Source organism: Agrobacterium sp. OT33 (genome assembly GCF_017313365.1).
Classification (GTDB): domain Bacteria; phylum Pseudomonadota; class Alphaproteobacteria; order Rhizobiales; family Rhizobiaceae; genus Agrobacterium; species Agrobacterium rhizogenes_A.
In genome coordinates this window covers 1-18050 of record NZ_JAFLMZ010000018.1, presented here as the reverse complement: position 1 = coordinate 18050, position 18050 = coordinate 1, and the positions used below count along the sequence as shown (strand labels likewise).

22 protein-coding genes are annotated in these 18050 nt (G+C 58.6%); 9 read left to right on the top strand and 13 right to left on the bottom strand.

The features are described 5' to 3' along the window. Window positions 1-457, bottom strand: a 457-nt coding sequence (locus JZX88_RS25870; RefSeq protein ID WP_206915176.1) for a hypothetical protein, incomplete at its 3' end; no start/stop codon positions are given. A gap of 23 nt (window positions 458-480) precedes the next feature. Continuing rightward, window positions 481-3561 carry a Ti-type conjugative transfer relaxase TraA gene (traA, locus tag JZX88_RS25865; RefSeq protein WP_206915175.1) on the bottom strand — a complete coding sequence of 1027 codons (3081 nt, stop codon included), beginning with the start codon at window positions 3559-3561 and terminating at the stop codon, window positions 481-483. 173 nt (window positions 3562-3734) lie between these two features. Between traA and JZX88_RS25860 the strand changes: the two genes are divergently transcribed. From JZX88_RS25860 to JZX88_RS25850, 3 genes are read left to right on the top strand one after another with little or no spacing between them, the layout of a single operon-like run. Continuing rightward, entirely contained in the window at window positions 3735-4010 is a 276-nt protein-coding gene (locus tag JZX88_RS25860; RefSeq protein WP_206915174.1) for a mobilization protein, read from the top strand. Window positions 4011-4062: 52 nt separating this feature from the next. Continuing rightward, a complete protein-coding gene (locus JZX88_RS25855) occupies window positions 4063-5754 on the top strand; it encodes a type IV secretion system DNA-binding domain-containing protein (RefSeq protein WP_206915173.1) in 1692 nt (563 codons plus the stop codon). Next, complete coding sequence (locus JZX88_RS25850) at window positions 5754-6473, top strand: hypothetical protein (RefSeq protein ID WP_206915172.1); 720 nt, start codon at window positions 5754-5756, stop codon at window positions 6471-6473. Before JZX88_RS25855 ends, JZX88_RS25850 begins: the two co-directional genes overlap by 1 nt. Window positions 6474-6571: 98 nt before the next feature. Here the strand turns inward: JZX88_RS25850 and JZX88_RS25845 are convergent, their stop codons facing one another. The 8 genes from JZX88_RS25845 to JZX88_RS25810 all read right to left on the bottom strand — a co-directional run bounded on the left by JZX88_RS25845 (window position 6572) and on the right by JZX88_RS25810 (window position 10346). Beyond that, on the bottom strand, window positions 6572-6919 hold the full coding sequence (locus JZX88_RS25845; protein ID WP_206915171.1) for a hypothetical protein: 348 nt from the start codon (window positions 6917-6919) through the stop codon (window positions 6572-6574). Window positions 6920-6959: 40 nt separating this feature from the next. Beyond that, a complete protein-coding gene (locus JZX88_RS25840; protein WP_080803909.1) occupies window positions 6960-7295 on the bottom strand; it encodes a helix-turn-helix domain-containing protein in 336 nt (111 codons plus the stop codon). After that, window positions 7276-7653, bottom strand: coding sequence for a type II toxin-antitoxin system RelE/ParE family toxin (locus tag JZX88_RS25835; RefSeq protein WP_206915170.1), 378 nt, complete (start codon window positions 7651-7653; stop codon window positions 7276-7278). Before JZX88_RS25835 ends, JZX88_RS25840 begins: the two co-directional genes overlap by 20 nt. Before the next feature lie 87 nt (window positions 7654-7740). Continuing rightward, a complete protein-coding gene (locus JZX88_RS25830) occupies window positions 7741-7956 on the bottom strand; it encodes a plasmid partition protein ParG (RefSeq protein ID WP_246753563.1) in 216 nt (71 codons plus the stop codon). A 20-nt stretch (window positions 7957-7976) separates the two neighbouring features. Continuing rightward, the gene (gene parA / locus JZX88_RS25825; RefSeq protein WP_206915169.1) at window positions 7977-8606 is read right to left on the bottom strand and encodes a ParA family partition ATPase; all 630 of its coding nucleotides are present in this window, start codon (window positions 8604-8606) and stop codon (window positions 7977-7979) included. A 266-nt stretch (window positions 8607-8872) separates the two neighbouring features. Beyond that, window positions 8873-9583, bottom strand: coding sequence for a helix-turn-helix domain-containing protein (locus tag JZX88_RS25820; RefSeq protein ID WP_206915168.1), 711 nt, complete (start codon window positions 9581-9583; stop codon window positions 8873-8875). A 179-nt stretch (window positions 9584-9762) separates the two neighbouring features. Next, entirely contained in the window at window positions 9763-9972 is a 210-nt protein-coding gene (locus JZX88_RS25815) for a ribbon-helix-helix protein, CopG family (RefSeq protein WP_143134266.1), read from the bottom strand. Window positions 9973-10058: 86 nt separating this feature from the next. Continuing rightward, a complete protein-coding gene (locus JZX88_RS25810) occupies window positions 10059-10346 on the bottom strand; it encodes a hypothetical protein (RefSeq protein WP_206915167.1) in 288 nt (95 codons plus the stop codon). A 459-nt stretch (window positions 10347-10805) separates the two neighbouring features. On the opposite strand from JZX88_RS25810, the gene JZX88_RS25805 reads away from it, so the two are divergent. The 5 genes from JZX88_RS25805 (at window position 10806) to JZX88_RS25785 (ending at window position 15729) form a co-directional block, all read left to right on the top strand. After that, on the top strand, window positions 10806-13133 hold the full coding sequence (locus JZX88_RS25805; RefSeq protein WP_206915166.1) for a DotA/TraY family protein: 2328 nt from the start codon (window positions 10806-10808) through the stop codon (window positions 13131-13133). Window positions 13134-13282: 149 nt separating this feature from the next. Continuing rightward, window positions 13283-13564, top strand: a complete 282-nt coding sequence (locus JZX88_RS25800; protein WP_206915165.1) for a hypothetical protein — start codon at window positions 13283-13285, stop codon at window positions 13562-13564. Next, a complete protein-coding gene (locus JZX88_RS25795) occupies window positions 13561-15012 on the top strand; it encodes a M23 family metallopeptidase (RefSeq protein ID WP_206915164.1) in 1452 nt (483 codons plus the stop codon). Before JZX88_RS25800 ends, JZX88_RS25795 begins: the two co-directional genes overlap by 4 nt. Further along, window positions 15009-15440: a hypothetical protein gene (locus JZX88_RS25790; RefSeq protein WP_206915163.1), complete on the top strand. Its 432-nt coding sequence runs from the start codon at window positions 15009-15011 to the stop codon at window positions 15438-15440. Before JZX88_RS25795 ends, JZX88_RS25790 begins: the two co-directional genes overlap by 4 nt. A 16-nt stretch (window positions 15441-15456) precedes the next feature. Continuing rightward, window positions 15457-15729 (top strand): hypothetical protein, encoded by a 273-nt coding sequence (locus JZX88_RS25785; RefSeq protein ID WP_206915162.1) that lies wholly within the window; start codon window positions 15457-15459, stop codon window positions 15727-15729. Window positions 15730-15732: 3 nt separating this feature from the next. Here JZX88_RS25785 and JZX88_RS25780 read toward each other — a convergent pair whose 3' ends face one another. Both JZX88_RS25780 and JZX88_RS25775 read right to left on the bottom strand, forming a co-directional pair. Further along, entirely contained in the window at window positions 15733-15984 is a 252-nt protein-coding gene (locus JZX88_RS25780) for a hypothetical protein (protein ID WP_174050138.1), read from the bottom strand. Then, window positions 15947-16255, bottom strand: coding sequence for a hypothetical protein (locus JZX88_RS25775; protein WP_206915161.1), 309 nt, complete (start codon window positions 16253-16255; stop codon window positions 15947-15949). The genes JZX88_RS25780 and JZX88_RS25775 overlap by 38 nt, the downstream gene beginning before the upstream one ends. Window positions 16256-16386: 131 nt before the next feature. On the opposite strand from JZX88_RS25775, the gene JZX88_RS25770 reads away from it, so the two are divergent. Next, entirely contained in the window at window positions 16387-16965 is a 579-nt protein-coding gene (locus JZX88_RS25770) for a recombinase family protein (RefSeq protein ID WP_206915160.1), read from the top strand. Between the two features lie 51 nt (window positions 16966-17016). Here the strand turns inward: JZX88_RS25770 and JZX88_RS25765 are convergent, their stop codons facing one another. Continuing rightward, complete coding sequence (locus JZX88_RS25765) at window positions 17017-18027, bottom strand: HAD domain-containing protein (protein WP_206915159.1); 1011 nt, start codon at window positions 18025-18027, stop codon at window positions 17017-17019. Between the last annotated feature and the right edge of the window lie 23 nt (window positions 18028-18050).

Sequence of the window (18050 nt, the reverse complement as noted above, 5' to 3'; positions counted from 1 at the left end):
GGTCCCATTGGTCGTTACGATGTTCGCGAAGTTCATCTGCTTCGCTCGCGCGATCACCGTTTTGCTGCTTTGACTTGGACGCCTCGTATGCGGCCTTGCGATCAAACGGCTTATCCTGCGAAGTCCGGACCTCTCGCCGCGCCAGCTCGGCTTGATAAGCTGCTTTCCGGTCGGTCGGGGCCTGCTGTGCCTTCTTGTCGGCGCTAACCTCTCGGCCATGCTGAGCATCAGCGGCGGCAACCTTGGCCTGCCATTGGCTTTGAGCTTCACCAGAGGCGGTTGAGGCAGCGCTTTCGCTGTTTCCGATACCCTCTTCCATCGCGGATCGATTTTGGCCGGTCAGCTTCTCTTGGTTGGCCTTTTCCGTTTCCCGGTGCTCGTCGTTTTTGGCGCTGACGATGTTTTCGCCCTCACGCTTCGACTCTTCAAATGTGGGGAATGCTTTTCCTTCCGCCATTTATTGGACGCTCCTTGTTAGCTTCAATCAAACCGATCCCCGTAATCTGGCCGGAGACGAGCTGCCGCTTTCTCGACCTCAGCCTTCTTGTGCGCTTCATCTGCGGCGGCATGTCTATCTGCAATGACACCCGGAACTTTCGGGGTGACGTTTGGTGCGGCGTGCGGTTCCGGGCGTTTTTCGACGGGCGGCGGCGCTTTGGATTTCATAGCTTCATAAGCTGCGGCCCGGTCAAACGGCCTTTTCTGCGGCTCTGAACGAGACACTGCGGGAGCGATTGGCTGTGATCTTTCTGGCGATGCCGGGACATGGGTGCGAGCCTCGGGACCGTCGAAACGGGCCGCGCGCTCGGCAAGAGCCTTGTCGCGGGCCGCGAAATAGGCCGTGCGGTCGATCCCGCGTGCATGGGGCGCAAGGTTGGGCGGGGGGGCTGGCGCGGCCTCTTCCTCTGGCGCTGGCCGCTCCGGCGCGGCCTTCGCCTCTTCCCGCTCTTCGCGGGTCATCGGCATATAATCGAGGCTGATTTCCTTCGAGCCGTCGCGGCTGAGCTGGCGCTCAAGCTGCTTATAGGCCAGATCGTCCGCGCCGATCGTCGCCCACGTGTTCCGGTGCGCTGTGGTTCCGTCTGGTAAGGTGACAGCCTCTTGGCCTGTTACCTCAAGCGCGATCCGGTCCCCGATCTCCGGTGCGGCGTCCTTCATGACGCGCTCTAGATCAACGCCCCACACGGTGCGGCGCTGCCCCTTCTCGTCGGCCAACGTGACGTAATAGCTTTCCCGCTTACCGGGCTGATTTTCGAACGGCGCGCGGCCATGCGCCACCAGTCGCCCGCCGCCGCGCTGAAAATCCTCTGTCGCCGCGTAGAGCTTCGCGCCGTCCCTGTGGCGGGTCATCGCCACATAGGTCATGTGGCGGTCCATGCTCTTGCTCGCGAGAACAAAAGTCCGGTCTACCGTGTCGCCCTGCGACTTATGGATGGTGGTCGCATAGCCATGGTCAAAGGCCGTGTACTGGTCCGCCGGCACCTCGATGCGGTTGCCGTTGTCGAGCGCCACGCTGATGCGGTTCCCCGAAACCCGCTCCACCGTCCCAAGCGTGCCGTTCATAACGCCAAGGCTCTTGTTGTTCTCTAGGAACACCATCCGGTCGCCCGCGGCGAAGGACCGCTTTCCGGCGTCGGTCTGGAACACCCGTTCGCCACCCTCGGCACCTCGTGCCAGCTCGCCGCGCTCCTGCAACACGGATCGCACCTCGGCATTCAATGCCGCCACGTCTGCACGCTGATGCGCAAGGATGACGCGCGACCCCTCGGGCCGCTCGCCACGGTCAGCCAGGTAGTCGGCCACAATCCGGCCGCGCGTGGTTTCCCTGTCGGATTCCATGACGATATCGCCATGGCTCCGGTAGGCTCGCAGCGCCTCCGGCGTCCGCTGCTTGGAAAACTGCTGCGTGGCTTCTGCCTGCCAGCCCTCGCGCTGTCGGCGCACACCGTTCAGCTCCGCAAACCCGGTTCGCTGTCCAATCGCCCGGAAGGCCGCGCCAGCGCCGATGGACTGAAGCTGCTCATGATCGCCAACGAGGACGATCTTTGCGCCGCGCGCCTCCACCTCTTCAATGAAGCGCGACATCTGGCGGCTGCCGATCATACCGGCCTCATCAATCACGAAAACATCGCCTCGGCCGATCTGGTCGCGCTCTCGCGTCCAGCGCTGCGACCACGAGGCGAGCGTGCGGCTCTCGATCCCTGATGATTCCTGCAAACCAAAAGTGGCCTTACCGGATAGGGCCGCACCATGAACGCGATAGCCCTGCGCCTCCCAAGCCTGCCGGGCCGCTTCGAGCATGGTGGATTTGCCCGCACCAGCGACACCGACGACCTGAGCCATTCGGCTCCCCGCAGTCACATGCTCGATGGCTCGGCGCTGCTCATCCGACAGACCAGCGGACGCAATCGCCGCACTCCGTTCTGTCGCTGTCATCTCGCCGCGCGCAACCTTTGCCGCTGTTGCGTCTGCTACACTGGCGCGAATTTTCCTGTCCTGCGCATCGAGGGCGGACGCGACATTGCGAGAGGATACGACATGCGAATGATCACCGGCCAACCGCTCAGCCGTCGCGATCATGCCCGCTTCAAGATCGAACATTTCTCGCGTGGTGAAGCGCTCTATTCCGTCAGCCTTATCACCCCGTAGAGCGACTAGCTCCGGCGATGCCATTATTCGGGTAAATGCCGCCTGAAATGCCTCGTTATCGTCATACACATAACGGTGCAAAGCGCGGGCCAAATCCTCGCGCGTGAATACACTCCGCTCACCGCTAACGAGCGTGATAATTTGCTCTGGCTTATCCTGAACAATCTCAGCATTAAGACGCGCCGTCTCCGCGTCCATGCGCTCGCGTTCGATCACACCACCCTGACGCTGTACGGCAGTTGCATGCACGCCAACATGTCGGGTTGGTTCCAGTTCAAGACCGCGAGCAGCGTTAGACCGATGATCGATCCGCGCATCTATACCAACACGCTCTAACGCCTCATTTGCGACCAGCTCCCACGCAAGACGAACCTCTTTCATCTGCATGGCAGTTGTCGGCAAACGCTCCTTAAGAAGCTTCTTGTTCTCCCATTCAATGACCGATTTTTCACCAAGCCCGTCAACACCAACTCGGCGCGTCGTCATCATCAAATGGGCGTGGTGGTTCTTCTCACTGCCGCGCGGGTCGGGCTTGTGAATAGCGAAATCAACAGCCGTCCCGAAACGGTCTGCAAGCTGCTGCGCAAACCGGCGTGTCAGCTCTTCCCGCTGTTCCTCGTCCAGTTCATGCGGCAAGGCAATTTCGAATTCCCGCGCCACGCGAGAGTCTTTCCGTTTCTCCTTCGCCTCGACCGCGTTCCAGAGCGCGTTACGGTCCAAGGCCCATTCCCCGCCCGATCCCTTGGGAATGACAATATCGGCCTGAACGACGCCGGAGCGCCGGGAAAAATCATAGGTCCGGCCTTCCTTGTCATTGTGCAGGGAAGTTCCTGACCGATACGCAGATGCAGCCACGGAGCTGCGCCCCGTGGCTCTGGAAACCACCTTCACCTGACAATGAAAAATCGCCATTCTTCGAACATGCCATAGGCAGAGTTGCGCAGCAACTCGTATGTGCGCCTTTACTGCATACGAACAGGATTATCGCCATGCTACCTCAGCCCACAGTACAAATGTCGCTTGAGAAAGCTGCGACGGTCGTACAAACTACCGAAAACTGAAGCGACAAGAGGGTATGTGACAGAATGGCGAGACGAGATATCGATAAACGGATTGCGGAACTGGAAGAACAGGCCAAAGCCCTGAAGGCGCGAAAGGCTGCAACAGAGAGAGCCAACGATACCCGCCGCACCGTTGTGCTTGGATCGCTGATCCTGCAAGAGATCGACAAAGACACAGAGGCCTCCAAGGCGCTGCGGTCATGGCTCGCCAAGGAGCTGCCGGAAAAACTGACGCGTGATCGTGACCGGGAAATTTTTGCGGAGCTGCTGACGAAAATCAGCCATAACCACGATGCCTAACCCGCGCCTTCCCCGGTGGCTAACGGGTGAACAGGCCGAAAGCCTGACGCGCATGAAATGGGCGTTCCTGCTGATGGCTGGCCTGTCGGTTTACTCGATTGTCGGGCAAGGCGCGAACTACACGAAAGCGCCATTGAGTGGCATTGCGTGGATAGTCGGTATTGCCGTTTTCGGATTTTTTGCGGTCGCCGCTTCGCGGCGACAAGGTGCGCGTGTTGTCTCTCAGTACGTCCAAGGAAAACACGGCGTTCGTCGCGTCCTTGCCTTCGTGGGCGTTCTTTGGGTGACGGTGATTGGATCGACCTATGTCGCCCGCTTCATCGTCAATCTAATGCGTGACAGCGCCGTCTTTGATCCCGGCTATAACTCCTACGTTTCAGGCGCTCCAATTGTCGCGTTCCTTATTGCGACCGGAGCGCTCTTACTCGTGTTTTTCCTGCTTGGTCGATCCGCGCTGAGCACACCGGATGGAGTCAGCCGGGAGCACATGAGAGGAGCTGATTTTGCCTCTCGCGAAAGCTACCTTGCGGAGCTGCAAAAGCGCTATCCAGAACGACCGCCTGCGCCGGAAATTGCAGGTATTCCTTTCCCGCCCGGACATGAGCGAATGCACACGGCAATCGCCGCCTCGACAGGTGCAGGAAAGACCACGGCGCTGCGCGGTCTACTCGAAACGATCCGGGCACGTGGGGACCGGGCAATCGTGCTCGATAACAACAGCGAGTTCATGCGCGCTTTCCGTCAGGATGGCGATTTCATCCTGTCGCCCTTCCATGAGGAATCCGTGGGGTGGCGACTGTCGAACGAGGCGCGCGACCTCCACGATTGGGACCGCCTCGCATCTGGCTTCGTGCCGGAAGGAAGCGGCAATTCGGCCGAATGGCACGATATGGCGAAATCGCTTTTTGGAGCGGTCGGCGCTGGCCTGTTCGAGGTCTATGACGGCAAATTCACCAATGCCGAGCTACAGCGCGTTCTGATCGCGGCCGAGGCCGACGAGCTGGCCCCGCTCGTCAGCGGGACCACCGCCGAGGTTCTGGCCGCGTCCGACGACTACAACGCGCGTCGGCTTCAGTCTGTCCGTATGAGCTTCATCGCCAACCTGAAGGCGTGGCGCTACGTCAAGGACGGCGATTTCTCGCTGCGCGACTGGATTGCATCGGACACATCCGAATGGATGTTCCTCCCCTACTCCGACTATGAAATGACCCTTGCCCGCGACCTGCTGGCCGCATGGGTCGATATCATGGTGACATCGGCGCTAAACCGGCGAGAAGGCCCCGCCCCTCTCCGCACCACATGGATCATTGTGGACGAGCTAAACTCCCTTGGCGAAATCCCGGCGCTGCTCGTCGGCGCTACGCGCCTGCGCAAGGCCGGGGTTGCTATCGTGGTCGCCGTGCAGGACTTCGCCCAGCTCCGCGAGACCTACAGCGACAACCGGGCCGAAACGCTGATGAACAATTTCAGCAATAAGCTGGTGCTGCGCACCACCGAAGGCAACGCGGCTGAGTACCTGTCAAAGCAGCTTGGCGATAGGGAGATGCAAGAGGATCATACCAGCTTCGCCACTGGCGGGGGCGGCTCCCTCACCTACTCGGCCAATATCGTGATGGAGCGGCTTGTGCTGCCGTCCGAGATCCAGAAGCTTCCCGATCTGGAAGGCTATCTGAATTTCGCGGGCGACTGGCCGGTGATCAAAGTCAGGGTGCCCCTCCCCGAATCCCAAACCGGCCAACCCTGATGGTCCAGAAAGAGGCCGAACTTGAACAGCTCAAGGCGTATCTCGCGGCCTGCAACATCGCGCTTCCTGACGATTACATTGAAGCGACAGAGCGCCCCGACTTCATTCTGAGGACCGGAAACCGGCATATTGGTGTCGAGGTTACAGAGTACCATGTCAGCGGCCGAAGGCAGATCGAGGAGGCATGGGACAAGCTGAGGCACCGGGCTTTTGAACGGGAGGATTATCCGCTCAATCGGTCGGTGAAGCTCTACTTTCGAGAAATGCGGGTTCCACCGACGCGCGATCTCGACGGCTTCATAAATGAGGTGATCGAGTTTACCGGTCTCAATCCCGAGATCGAGCGGGCCGCGCCTGATGCGCAGCGCCATCCGATCTTAGCCAGGTACACCGACCGTATCTCTGTTGCCCCTACCAAAGCTCACCGCATCATGTGGTTCTGGAACTATGACGCGGCATGGGTGGGGCTGCTGGAAAGCGAGCTGATATCGATCTTGGCCCAAAAGGCGAAATCGGCTGTCGCTCCGGCCTCGGAATATTGGCTGATCATCGCCGGGGGGAACCGGCTCTCAACCCTGCTGGCGCTGTTGGATGCTGATCAGCTCCGCATCATGCCCGATCTGGAAGGCGCATTGGCCGGTAGCCCATATGAAAGGGTCGTGCTGCTGCAACAGCCCCTCATTGACTGGCGACGGGGCGAAGGGTGGTCCAATCGCTAAGCGGTCCCGGCGCTGCGCGCCGGGGCTTTCTTAGTGCGTCCCTCCGGCTCTCTACGGCGCAATGTGGGAGCGCGTTCGCCTCCGGGCCGGGACGCGGCTTAGCCGCGTCTCTGGTAGGTCAATGCTTGCTCTGAGAACGGCGTTATGCGTCGAAGGGCTGCGGCGTCCTCTGTATCGGCTAGGATCGACGTGGCGGCGTCCTCGTCTTCCATGGCAAGGATGGTTTTCCAAGCCGCTATGTGGTCCTCGCTCACCGTGCCGCGATCTTCCCAATCGCGCGTCATCAGAAGAGCCTCAAGGCGTATGTCCTCGGCAATCTCAGGGTCACGCAACGCCGCTAGGGCGTTCTCGTGCTTCCGCAAAATATCGGCGTTGGTCTCCGCTCGATCTGCCGACAGGGCCGCGCGAGCTTCCGCCCGCAACCGCAAAAGCTCTTCCCCGTTCATTTGCTCACCTACTCAGAAACTCAAACACTCAGATGCTCAATTACGCGACTGCTAGCGTCAGATGCCCGACCGGATCGGCCGTAGGCCGCACCGTGATTTCGATATCGTAACCAAGGCGATTCAGGGCATCCATCAGCTTGCGCTCTGACAGGTTGGCGAGATCGCCACGCAACAGCGCCGAGACCTTCGGTTGAGGAAGGCCCATGCGCCGCCCGGCTTCCTCCTGCGTCAGCCCAAGCCTGCGCACGGCCTTGGTGATTTCGATCATTAGGCCCGATTTGACCTTGAGCTTGTCGGCGTCAGGTAGACCGAGATCGGCAAAAACATTGCCGGAGCTGGTCGTGACCTCGATCCCATTAACGACGCGGGTTTGCATCTCTCATCTCCTTGGCTAAAGCCTCGGCCATCTTGAGCCGCGCCCGAACAACGTCCATGTCCGACTTCGGCGTGGCAATGCCGCTTTTGCTCTTCTTCTGGAAGCAATGCAGAACGAACACCGCTTCCTCGAACCTGACCGTGTAAACTGCCCGGTAGGTGCCGCCCACATCGTTCTCGACCACTTCCAGCACTCCAGCGCCGCCAAAGCCCTTGAGAACCTTAGACGCTGGATGCTGTTCGCCGTGTTGCGCGAAATGCAGCGCAAACCCGACCGACTTTCGCACATCTGCCGGGAGCTGCATCAGGTCCTTGTGGCTGCTGCCAATCCACTCAAGAGGGCGCTCTTCCTGCTTCATGCGAAGAATATACCAGAACAGGTATAAGCCGCAACCATAATCATACGGGACATAAGTTCATACTCCATTGAGCTAAATCTCAATCACTCATTTGAGTGATTGAGATACAAGCTCACGTAGGATTTCAGCGACCGTCCGCCCTTGCTCCACGGCCATCATTTTGAGCCGCTTGTGTTCGTCGCGATCCAGATCGAAATTTACCCGCACGGTCGGCCCTTTGTCGGACAGGCTGGCGAGGGTGGCCGACTTGCGAACATTGCTCGGGCGACCGGCGCTCAACATGCCGCGCTTTTCTTCACTCATTTGATGTTCTCCTTATCCACTCAATTGAGTAATTGTTTAATTTCGTCAGCCAGTGCCATGACTTCGCGGGCCGCTTCGCTGTCCGGTTCAAGATCGAGCACGGTCGAACCGGACGCAGCGGAACCGGGATAGCCCACGCGCTGCGTGATGCGGCTTGCCAAGACCGGCAGGCCGTAGCCGTGCAGGGCGTCGGTGATCTCGCTTCCGATCTTGGTTCCCTTGATGGCGCGGGAGACGACAAAAGCGGCGCGCAGTTTGCCGTCCGTGACCTCGATGCGCTGTTTCACCAGATCAACGAGATCGGCCGTCGCCCAAATGTCGTAGGGCGAAGGCTGGACCGGGATCAGGATGAAATTCGCGGCCTTGATGGCCGACACCGCCAGATCGGCCGCTTGCGGTGCTCCGTCGATGACGACGAAATCCTTGCGGGCGATATTCTTCAGGTCGCGCTCTATCGTTGGCCGGTCGATCCCGACTACGGAAAGCGGCTGTTCCTCGCGCACAGCGGCCCAATCGCGGGCACTGCCCTGTGGATCGGAGTCGATCAGCAGCACGTCAGCGCCGCCAATCTGCAAGGCTCTGGCGAGGTGAGTGGCAATCGTGGTTTTCCCCGCGCCCCCCTTCTGGTTCAAAACGGCGATCACATGCACGGCCGGTTCTCCTACGGTTGATTAAATGTGCTTTTACTCAAGTGAGTATACTAAGGCCCTCAAATGAGTAAAGGGTTAACCGCTCAAAACCTCATTTGAGTAATTTGGCGCTGCCCTTTCCACACGCTTTCCTCGAAAGCCCATGCGACGACTGCCGCAAACGCGGACGGTGAGTTTTTTGGTGGTGAGGGTGCCGAACCGGCCCGCACTTGCGCGGGTCGGAACCGCCGCAGGGACGCGTTAGCGGCCCGATCAGCGGCGACCGCTTATTCTTTCTTATCTTTTATAAAACCAGATGGGGATTCAGTCTGTCTGGCGGACTCACGTTGTTTGATCGATCTCGCAAGGCGTGCAAGCGCCTGTCCCAAGGGGTTGTCTCCCACGTCGAACAGGGTGCGTTCCTCAATGTCTAGCGAAGCACGATGTGCCTCTATGACAGCGGCGCGCTCGGCCTCGGCGTGAAGGTGATCATCGGGCAGGGGAGGGGTGATGCCGAACCGGCCAAGGAACTTACGGGCACGGGCAGGGAGTGACAGCCGGTAGGCGTTGCTGGTCTGCTGCACCTGTGGTCCGCGCCCCTCGTTGCCGGTCGGCACATAGCGGCGCAGCCAATCGAGGAAGCCATGCGACCGTAGCGCCTTAAGCGCGCGCACAATGGCGTCACGCGAACGCCGCAGCTTGAGCATGAGGAAGTCTATCGACGGGTCCAGCCTGCCGGTGCGGAAATTCACCAGATTGGCGAACAGCTCCAACACCTCGATTGCAACCCCGCCTAGGGGGCCGTTGCGTGTACCTGGCTCTCGGCATGCGATTTCGTAGCGCCGCGCCGCAAGCACTATCTGACGGACTTCCTGCCGGTTGGTACGCTTCCAGAAAACGCCCTCGCATTTCCCGGCCGCGCGGGATTGCCTTCGAACGGGCGTGCGTTCCCGTTCGGCCGGTGCCCCTGCGAGCACCGCCCCAATTTGTGCAAACATCGTCCTTCGTCCTCCAACTGGAGGGCATGGACAGCGGACAAAGATTCTACGTTCCCGCAAGACAGACGTCTTGCAGGCCGGTCATCTCTCGACTATGTTGGGAGCTGCATTGCTGGCCCAACAAAGCCGGTTCCTAGATCCAAAAACCCCTTACCGTTGGCGCGGTTGGGGGTTTTTCGTTATGCCCTCGGTGCGTTCTCGATATAGAACCTCAAAGCTTCTTCGATGATCGGCATACGCGACGGCGCACCCCGTTGCTCCTTGATCTGGTCGATTGCCTCGATCAGCTCACCCGGAACGTAGGTATTGAGTGCCACACGGCCAGACGCGAGCTGCCGCGCCCGATGGGCGGCGACCTTCTCTTTGACTGGTATAGCGTTACGACTCATGGAGTTAGTTGTAACTGCGATTCCATGAATGACGCAACCCCGCATTTTTGATCGGGTGATTTTCGCGTCATCAGAGCCGCTAAATGTCATCCGCGCCCGCCTGTGAGGCCGCGCAGTTCGTCGCGCATGAAGTCACCGAAAGGGGCCTGAGCCTCGTAGAAACGGCCCGTAGCGGCCTGCCATGCCCTGTAACGCATAGCAAAGGCTCCGGCGAACACCGGGAGCGCCAACAGGCTGGCCGCAAACACCATCTGCGATGATCCTGCATAGAGGCTCGCCCCGGCTGACAGGGCAAGGCCAAGCGCTGCGAACTGCATCAGGATGCGGGCGCTGCGCCTGAAATGGTCCTGACGCTGCGCGGCTGTTTCGCTCAACCACTCTCCATGATGACTTGCCAGCTCGTCGAGGCTCACGCTCGATCCGCAACCGTCACACCGCCGTAGCTCTCTATCGGCTGTCGGGTGAAGCGAACCGGAACCGCAGTGAGGGCAAGCGGCCCGATCAAGGGCGAACGCTCCGCGTGCTGCCGCCGCAGCGTATCTATGCTCGGACTTGATGATTTTCGGCTTTAGCAAAGTCATGTGTGCCTCCGTAACGAACCAATCGGCACGCCTATTTAGGCCACACAAGATTTGAGAAATAAAGTTCAATTGGCAATTGCACCTAAAATTCCTTAGTAATCATCCTCGTTTTGACATTCGACAATGTTTTTTTATTTGAAAACACTGTGAAACTATTGTGGCTCGTGATTCTCCGATCAGCTAAAATATCCGTATTTAAGCGATTAATACATTGTTCCTCGAACCAAGAACAATGTGAAAGCGGGGAAGCGAATGGCAAAGCCAGACGACATTTCAGGCCTATTCACACCAGAAGACCAAAGCGCAGCGCTGATTTTCCTGCGCCGTTTGGTCGGATGCACTTTCGATTACATTTGGACAGCGGGCGGCGGCGCTGCTGCTTCGGCCGGGGGTAGTTGCGACAACACCAACGACATCCTTGCCCAGCTCATTGAGACTTTGAATTGGGCCATGCTCGCCGTGATCGCAGTGGTTGCGACCTACCTCATTTTCGTGGCGCTGCTGGACACGGCGAACGATGGCGAGGCGGGCGGGCGGCGCATGAACGCGCCTTGGACGCTGATCGGCGCGGCTTTGGGCGCAATTCTGTGCTTTCCGGCTTTCAATGGCTTTAGCGCTCTGCAAATGGCAACGATGCAAGTTACCGTCTGGTCTGTTGGCCTCGGTGATAGCACGTGGAAAATCGCGGCCAGCGGAATGGCCAATGCCAACACGGTCAACGCGGCGTTTGCCAGCAAGCCGGATGATGGCTGGTTTTATTCCGAACCCTCGACCGAAAAGGCGCTGCGTGAGCAAATCGCGGCGGGCCTTGCAACACGTGTCGCCGGAGAGGTCTGCCGGGTCGCGATCACAAAGGGGACTTCATCTCTGGCAGCGGTCAAAGATGGCTCCGTCACCACCGTCAGCCCGCCGCCCACTTTTCTCTCTGCGGAAGACGGATACACACAAACCGTTTTGACCTATCAAGCCGGAGAGGGCCTAAATTCGAGTGCGGGCCTGTGTGGCTCCGTTAGCGTGTCCTACGCTTCCGAGCGGAAACAACTGGAAAACCAGTCAGGCGGAACCCTTACGCCCGGCAACACTGCCGCCCAAGCCGAACTGTCTAGAGCCAGCGCTCGTTTTCAGGCGCAAGCCTCGAAGGCGGGTGCTGACGCTCTGCTGCAATCAATCCGCACCGAAGGCGACAGCCTCTATCAAAAGCTCTTCCCAAACAATGCGCCACGGTTGCGCGGACAAGACCAGTTGAACGCCATTCAGGCTGCTGTGACTAAAACGATTGATGGCACAAAAACGTCCATGCAGGGAGCTTTGAAACAAGCCCCGGCTGAGTTCAAACAACATGCTATCTCGGCAATGTCAGGAAACCAGCAAAACGGCTGGCTTTATGCTGTCCTCTACCAACGTGTGCTGGTCAACGCGACTACGTCTCTCTCTCAGCTTGGGTTGGGAGGCATCGAGGTGGCGAGCAATCAACCTGTAGAGGATCTGCGCAAAGCCTTTGGCTGCGGGGGTTGGTTTGAAAACAGATGTTCAAATGAACTGGAAGTTTTCTTCGATGATTATAAGCGCGACACGCTCGCACTCGCTGAGATCGCTCCCGCCTTCCGTAACGCAGCCCAAAACACCGCAATTCAAGGCGTGAACTCGGCAACAATTGGCGGGACAAACGCGGGTGGCGTGTCTGCATCCAAATGGCTTAACGATATAATGCTCGACTTGGCTGACGTGAAGCCGTGGGACGGTCAAGGTTGGGTCGATCCAATCCCCGAGCTTCAAGCGACTGGCGGAAAAATTCTGACCTATGGGCTAGGAATCTTGACGGTCGCTACTGGCGGATCGATTGCCGCCAACATTCCTAATCCTGCAACCATGATCGTAGGCGAACTCGTAGCCCTTATCGGGCCGATAGGCTGGGCATTCGTTGCCATCGGTTTCGCATTGGCAGTTATCGTGCCTTTCATGCCGCTGGTTTATTTCTTCCTTGCTGCTTTGTCTTGGTTCATCCTTGCAGTGCAAACCATCATCACATCGCCGTTTTGGATTATGAAAATGTTCTATCCCAATCGGGATGGAAGCCTTTCCGGGACGGGCTTTGCGCGTGCGCTCAATGTGTTGCTCGTGCTTCTGGTGCGGCCCGCGCTGATCATTGTGGGCCTCGTGTTCTGCATGATCCTGATGCGGGTTGGCCTCGACTTTCTCAATTTCTTGGCAGCGAACAGTTTTACTGTCCTTGCTTCCAATGCGGGAGGCATGATGGCAGGGGCTGGCAACATCGCCTTAGCCCTTGGCGGCTTCCTCATCTACATGTCCCTCGCCGTCACACTCGTAAGCATCTGCTGCGGTCTCATTGACGGGGTTGCAGATATGGTCACCGAAGCCATCGAAACAGGCGCTTCTCGCTTCGTCGGGTCGTTGGGAGGACGGTCAGAAAGCGCTCTTGGAAGCCCTGCGGCTGGAATGGCTACCGGTCTTGCAATCGGCAACTCTCGCGCTCGCGGAAGCCTCTCAGGAACCACGAGGGCAATCGCAAATCTCAGCAGAGGCAAATCGCAAGGCAACCTAGGAGGCACCCAAAAATGATGTGTTATGGATCGATGCGGAATGCTGCTTTCAGCGCAGCGGTTTTGTTTTTTACCGCTTTCACAGGGTCCGCCTTCGCTGATCCTCTGACACTTACCAAGCTACGAGCGCCGGAAAGCCAAGACCCGTCAAACGGTATCGGGCTGATCATGCGCGACGTGTGGGTTTCTGAAATCAAGGCCGTTGGCGAGCGGGCTTACAGCTTCTCCTATGGCCTGTTCAAAGCGGGGGAGGCTCAATATCTCGTTTCGTCGTTCCGCTCGGCCGAGTCATGCAGGCCGGACGAATGCACGTGGATCATTCAGCGCCTCACGCCCTCCTACAAGGTCGCCGCCTCGGGCAAGCCCTTTACGGCCTGCGGAGCGCTCAATGATCTCGACGTGACGGACGGCCGATTGACCATCTGCGGGAAGGGGGCCGATCTGCCATGATGCTACGACGCTCCACTTTCGTAGTCGGCATATTGCTGGCGACAACCGCCCTGACCGAAGCCCGGAACGCTCAACCCACCGCAACGGACTGCGGCGGCTTCATGAATAACATCCGTCAGTCAGAAGGCTCCGGCAACTACACGACCAACACCGGGAACGGGTTCTACGGCGCCTATCAGATGGGCGACGAAGCCCTGCAGGATGCCGGTTACATGGATGCCGGTGGCAACTGGACCGGCAAAGATGGCGTGAAATCGCTAGACGATTACCTGTCGAATCCGACTGCACAGGACAACGCCTTCCTCGCCTATGGCGAGAAAAACCTGAGCTACCTCGGGAACTGGCAGCAATACATCGGCCAGACCATCAACGGCGTTCCCGTGACCCGTGCCGGGCTGATCGCCGGTAGCCACCTCGTCGGTGCTGGCGGTCTGAAATACTGGCTGTCGAGTGGGGGCGACTGCACCAACAAGGGCACCGGCTCCGACGCGGTAGACGGGAACGGCACATGCGCCGGAACCTACCTCGCAGAAAATCAGGTCAACGAGCAATGCACAGGCGGCGAGGGGAGCGGCGGGGCCGGGTCCTGCTTGGCGGCGCACCCCGTCACCAGCCCTGTTATCTTCTCGGAATATGGCGCATGGGATCGCCCAGGTGCTGGCGCTGGCAATGGCTGGCATCGCGGATCGGATATCTATCCGAAGGATGCCGTAGGCCAAGCCTCCAACGGACAGCAGCTCTTTGCTGCTCATGACGGCAAGCTCACTCTGGGCGGCATGGGCGTGATGGTGACGGGCGATCAGTTCCGCACGCTCTATCTGCATTCTTACTCACGGCCTGATTCAAGGGACGTGAAGGCGGGGGAGGAGATTGCCAAGATCGGGGACAACAAGTCGGCCGGAAAGCCGCATCTGCATTTCGAGGTTCAGGTGCCCGCAAGCGCGGTCTCGGCCACAAAGTGCGTGCCGGGGTCCAGCACCGACGATTGCGCCTTTCCAGAGGGTGGGGGAAAGCGCGATCCGAACGGATACGCCACGGCGGACTCTCTCAAGGCCGCATCGCCTAAAACGTGGTTCTACGTGAACCCGGAGCGCTACCTGAAGGAGCGTATACCGGTCATCGGCATGGCGGCGGTTCGCGCCGGGCGCAGTCAGTCCCTTCCCAATACCTGCACACCCGGCCAGACCGTCGCGGAGACCCCGACCAGCTCCGGCGAAAGCGTGAACACGAACACAATGGCATCGGGCGACGGCACTTACATGACCAGCTCGGGGAGCGCTGTGGCGAATGCGGACGCCGATCTGCGGTCGCTTGCCATCAACATGACCCGTCAGAACGCCCTCGAGCTGCGCGCGGCGTCCTCGAGCGCACAAAATCTCCAAGGCCGCACCGATAGCGCAATTGCGCACATGCTCTTGCTGATGACGCGGAACGGGGATGGCCTATGAGGATCTCCGCGACGCTCACCGCGCTGACTCTTCTTACCGCCCCGGCGATTGCCGGTGCAAGTAACACGCTCGACGGCCACTATGCCTTCTATCAGGCGGCAACAGCAGCCGAGATGGACAGAGGCCCCCGCAATGATGAAGACTGCCAGAGGTTCTTCGCTTCGGAGCTATTCGAGACCCGAAACAAAAGCGAAGACTTGAAGATTTCCGGCAACCGTTGGGAAGACAATCAGGACGTTTCGGCTCTGACTGGAAATGTCGTCCTGCAAAAAAGCAAAGGCGGCGTAATCCCTTTTACGATCAATCGCGAAAGTGAAGGGGACAGCGGACCCGCGAAAGGTACAGTGAAACGAGTGGGCCGATTAGGCTTATCGTTCGCGATCTCTGGGGAGCCGTTCGTCAAGCACTATTGCAAAATGGACGGCTGATCGGGGAGGGGTGCAAATGCTGATACTCGGCTTTAGCACCCGCTGCGGCCATGGCACGCGATACCGCGAATTTTGGGCCGAAGATGGAGACAAGGGGCACTACGAAGTCGGCCTTTGTGGCGAGTGCGAGGGCAAGGGCGTCAACTGCTTGGATTGTGGGGAGGCGCATGCAACCCCTCGAAGCCTGCACTACGGCGCACCGTGGCTATGTGACGAATGCGACTATCAAAGGGTACTGCGGCAGGTGCTCGCGACCAAGGCAGAGATAGTCAAAGAGCGGAACGGCTGAGCATCACCGTTTGCGCAGCTCGTCTAGGATGGCCTTCTGCGTTTCGAGGGTTTCGCGCTGTAGCTCGATGAGCTGGTCAAGGCGGTCGTTGGTGTCGAGCCGTCGAATTTCAGAATGTACCAAGAGATTAGCAAGGTGGCCGACCGGTAGGTCAACGTCCCGTTTCAGGCGTGTCCCGTCGAAAAACGCCGGGTCGAAATGCTCACGGATCGGCTTATCAGGGCTTTCCGATTTTTTCCGATTGAACAAGCTCATTTAAATAATCTCCTTCCGGCAACCTAATCTCCGCGCCCTCGATCTCCGAATATATGGCGAGCACTATTTCATAGAAGCCGCGCCTATTCAGCCACGAAAACGCTGCATGCTGCGAGATGGCGAAAAGAGTGTTTTCAACCACAAGGAAGTAACCGTCTTCGCCGTGATAAAGCGCTTCCGTCTCGATCTGGTCGCGATCCTCATAAAGGGCAACCCTTTCGTAGGCTGTAACCTCCGCCGACCCTACAATTTCCTGCACTCTCTCAAGCATGGCACCCGTTCCTTGTTCACGAAGGGATTCTGTGCCTAACTGGTCCGAAAATCAAGAATTACGGACCACTTTTCAAACCCTTTAAATTCAATGGGTTGCGCGGGCCGAAATTCTGGTCCGAAATAGACCGCATGTTTTATGGATATGCGCGAGTCTCCACAGCAGGACAGGACCTCAGCGGCCAAGTCGAACGGCTCAAGGCTGCGGGGTGCGATCCGATCTATCTTGAGAAGGTTAGCGGGGCGAAAGCTGACCGGCCGGAGCTGCGCCGCGCGCTGAAAGCTCTTGCTTCAGGCGACACGCTGATGGTCGTTGCCGTGGACAGGCTGGCTCGTGACACGCGCGATCTACTCAACATCCTGCACGAGGTGAAGGAAGCCGGAGCCGGATTCCGGTCTTTGAACGAACCTATTGTGGACACGACCTCGGAACTGGCGGACGTGGTGCTAGCGGTCCTTGGCATTGCCGCGAAATGGGAACGCGCCCGGATGATCGAGCGCACCTCGGCAGGTCGAGCGCTGGCCGTTACACGAGGTGTCAAGCTCGGCCGGAAATTGAAACTGACGCCCGGACAGCGACAGGAGATCAAGGCGCGGGCTGCGGCAGGCGAAAGCCAAAGATACCTTGCGGAAATGTACGGCGTCGGGAAAGCGACTATCGCGCGCGTGATCGAGACTGAAAAAAACAGATCGGCATCCACCGACGACTAGCCCCCGTAGGCCCGCTCTCTCACATAGGGCTGTAGGGCCGAAGGGGGCGGGTTAACTGGCCGATGGTCGAGGGCTTGCGTGATGCCGCCGGGACGGTCCCCCGCTCGCCATAGTGGGGTAGGATTGCGCGCCTCTCGGCGGGAGAGTGGCCGGAATTTTTGCCGATTTATCCTCGACTTCGAAGAATTTTAAAGCGTCAACATAGTTATAGAATCCGAAGCCTTCCCGCGTGGAAATCTCTAAAAATGCCGCTTTGCTGGCGTGCAATGGTTGAGGATCGGCGGGCAGTTCATCATCTATGATGAGCGCAACGACATTGCTTCGGCCGTCCGTCCAGCTCGCCATCTCGTGGCTTTTGTGACGGCCGGGGAGAACAGGCAGCATCCAATCTTCATGCCAAAGCTCGCGCCCCAAGCCCTGCGCTACCAGACGATCTAACAACGCCTCGTAACCATGCGGCCATGTCTTTCGCCATGTCGATGCCAGGACTAAGCTCGCATCAGTCAAATCGCACAATCTAGCGATCAAGGCGATGCAGCCCACGTCTAGTTGAAGGTCCCCAATTCGTTCCTCGACTGGCGACAGCACGAACCCGAGATTATCCGGGCTAATCCAATTTCGAAAAGTCAGAAGCACGCCGTCGATATCGAGAAAGATCACTCTGTCTTCGAAAAATCGGCGCTTGAATGTTCTATATTCGTTATAAAACATCACCATTTCCGGGGGCCGTATTGCAAGTTTCTGTCTAAATCTCGACAGGGCCACTTGTGCCGCTGGATAGATCTCCAATTTTTTCAGGTGGCGCAGAATCTCCCGGCCATCCAATAATTGGAGGTTGCGCCATTCCTTTTTTAGCTCTGCAACACCTTCGCCGATTTCATCGCAGCCTCGTTGCCATATGGCAGGCTCGAACTGCTCTTTATCAGAAAGTGTTGAGACCAATCCCCGCAAGTCTGTCGCCAGCTCTTCCAGCTTCGACATTCGAATGGCGAGTGAATGGTGCGCCTTGTTTTCAGCTTCACTTATAAGAGCTGCAACCTCATCCGGTGTCTGTTCCGTCATTCATATGCCCTCCTAGCATTTGG